1 protein-coding gene and 1 pseudogene are annotated in these 2,764 nt (G+C 66.1%); both read right to left on the minus strand.

Features of this window, described 5'->3' with window-relative positions:
• Positions 1 to 745: 745 nt before the first annotated feature.
• Entirely contained in the window at positions 746 to 1,129 is a 384-nt protein-coding gene (locus ACIQCZ_RS42515) for a hypothetical protein (protein WP_402291579.1), read from the minus strand.
• 13 nt (positions 1,130 to 1,142) lie between these two features.
• A pseudogene (locus ACIQCZ_RS42520) lies at positions 1,143 to 2,764 on the minus strand (hypothetical protein); the annotation flags it as partial.

Genomic DNA, 2,764 nt, shown 5'->3' on the forward strand with positions numbered 1-2,764 from the left:
CAGAGTCGTCAGAACCTGGGCCCCCATGTCGAACTTCATCCAGTCCCCCTGCCGAACCCGAGCAAACAAATGTGCCCCCCATCCCTATCAACTCCGAGGGAGCCGAAGCAATCGAGGACCTCAAGGCTGTGGACAGGCTGTGAAAAGGCTGAACGGAGCGCGGCACAGCAATGAGGTGCGGAAACACGGCACTTGGCCGGATCGCGGGGGACGGGAGCCCTCAGAGGGTGACGGGGCTCCTGAAGATCTTCGGTCGATCTCCACGCTGTGCGCACGATCGTGAGGGGCGGACCGGCCGCCTGCGGACCGGTGGGTCATCAGGATCCGGTGAGCTCTCCGTCGTCGATTCGATGAATGCGCCGCCGGCGAGCGCCGCCTTGGGGTGTTTGAGGCCCAGCTTCTGCCACGCCGTTCCAAAGCCGCCCGGAGCGGGATTCGGCACGAGGCCGTGTGCACCGGCAGGGGAGTTGCGGCCCGTACCGGCGCCCCTGGTCCGTTTCCTGGCCGACATACCCCGCTGCCGACGGGGCGGCCCCCGTCGCTCGCCTGCCAGTTGTTCGTCAGCCGACCCTCTTCGTCCCAGCGGCGTTCCGCCAGCACGCTCGTACCGTTCTCGGAGAACATCACCTCGGCGGCGAGCACACCATTCGGGTGCCATTTCCATCGACTCGAATGTCAGGTGACACTCCGGCAACTGGCCGAGCGAGAGCGGGGCCGGCCGGACGAGGCCGGTCGGGCCGGCTGCTCAGAGATTTGCATCGACGTATTTGGCGATCTCAATCATTTGGGTTTCATTCTCGGCGGGCACCAGATAGTCGTGCTCCCTGATCCGTGCGAGGAATTCTTCGGGGAGTTCTACGTGGTGGGTCCGGACGTAGAACCAGAGGTCTCCCCTCCAGATCCACTCTCCGTCGGAGAAGATCGAGTCGCCACCGAGCACGGTCTTACCGGAGCCGAGCACGTCTTCGGAGGAGCCCATGACGCTGAAGATTTCGTGCCCTCCGAGCAGATACTCAGTGATCTGCTTGGCATCTTCGTAAGGGGCTGGTGCAAGGAAATCCCGCACACTTCCCCTCGGAGTTCCGAACGAGGGTGCCCAGAGTTCCTGGAAGAAGTCGGCGATCTGCATGGGAGGTCCTCTGCTATCGGGTCATGGGAAGGAACGTTCGCCAGTATCCTCCACCAAAGATCTTCGGGGTCTGGTTGGGGCCGAGCTTGGTGTTCACGCCGACCTTGTTGGTCGGGGCCATCACGGGGACTCCGAGTTCATTGGCGACGGCTTGTGCGGCGGGGATGTCCAACACGCCCTCTGCTGTCGTTCCCGTATGGCACGACACCAGCCGCACCGGGCCTCCGTCGTAGCTCGGGTTGGCCCGTATGGCATCCGCGATGTGCGTGGGGTGAGTGTCACCGGCGGAGAAGGACGATCCGGCCTCGTTCACTCGCCCGGGTTCGAAGAAGCCTTGGTTGTTTCCGTGCACAACCACGTCGTGGTACCCCGGGAGCGGCTCGACCAGATCGAAGTTGACCCTTGTGCTCCTGTCGTAGCCCACGGCTGTTCTCCCGTCTCTGAAGTAGGCGGGGTCGCCGGTGACCAGAGTCAGATCGCCTGGCTCCTTGGGCGGTGCCGGAACTGTGGATTCTGGTGCGGTCCGGGCCACGTAGTCGCGGCGTGTACCCATGTCGGCAGCGTCGTGGTCGGAGGAGGGGTGCCCATCGTCGACATGAGGCGCGGGGTGATCGCCCACAGGCCCGTCGGGTGAGGGCTGGTGACCGTCCGAGTCGTGCGCATGCGGTTCGTCCGGCCCGTTGTCCGGGACTTGCTCGGGCTCCGAAGAACCACCCTCGTGCGGGTGTGTCGGCCCATCCGGCGCTTCCCGGCCGGGGTGGGACGGGGCGTCTCCGCCGTGTCCCGTTCCGCTGCCGGCCTGCTGGTCGGCAGGGTGAGTGGTCCCTCCGAAAGCGTCGTCACTCACGTGGCCGACATCGTTTGCCGTGTGGGTGCCCGCACCGACCAGCGCGGGTTCCCTGACCGTGTTTTCCACGTGAGGGAGGTCGGTGGTGGTCCTGACGCCGGGGGAGGGCTCGGCGGGCGCGTCCTTGGCATGCTGGACGGTGTCGCCGTGCTCGTTGAGGAGGTTGCCGTCGTGGTCGAAGTACTGGACGGGGACGTCGGTGTGGGTGGGGAGCTTGGTGGTGTTCTCGGGCAGGACAGGGACGTCGTCGGGGAACTTGACGTTGCCGTCGGGGAGCTTGACCCCGCCCTCGGGAATCGCCGCGCCCTCGGGGAGGTGCACGGTGCCGTCGGGGAGCTTGAAGGAGCCCTCGGGCAGGGTGATCGCGTCGTCGGGGAGTTTGGGGATGTCGATGTTGCCGATCCCCTTCAGGCCTTTGGTGATGTCGCCGATCTTGGAGAGGCCGGCGCCTGCGCCCTTGGAGATGTAGGTCATCGGGTCGATGACCTTGCCGGCCTTGCCCGCGACGGAGAGTGCTTTGGCGACGGCGCCTGCTTTGCCGGCTCCTGCGGCTGCGCCGCCGGCGCCGCCGGTGAAGACGGTGGTCAGGACGTTGAAGGTGACGGCTCCGGCGGCCCGGCCGGGGTTCTTGCCCCATTCGTCCCAGGCGACGAGGGCTTTGCCGGTTTCCTTCATCGCGGTGCGTGAGTCGCTTAGCCAGGAGGGGAGTTTGTCGTCGGGCAGTGCCCAGAACAGGGTGCCCGCGCCGGGGATCGCGGTGATCACGAGGCCGGTGGCGAGTTGGGCCA

The sequence above is a fragment of the Streptomyces sp. NPDC093149 genome (genome assembly GCF_044754145.1).
Lineage (GTDB): Bacteria > Actinomycetota > Actinomycetes > Streptomycetales > Streptomycetaceae > Streptomyces.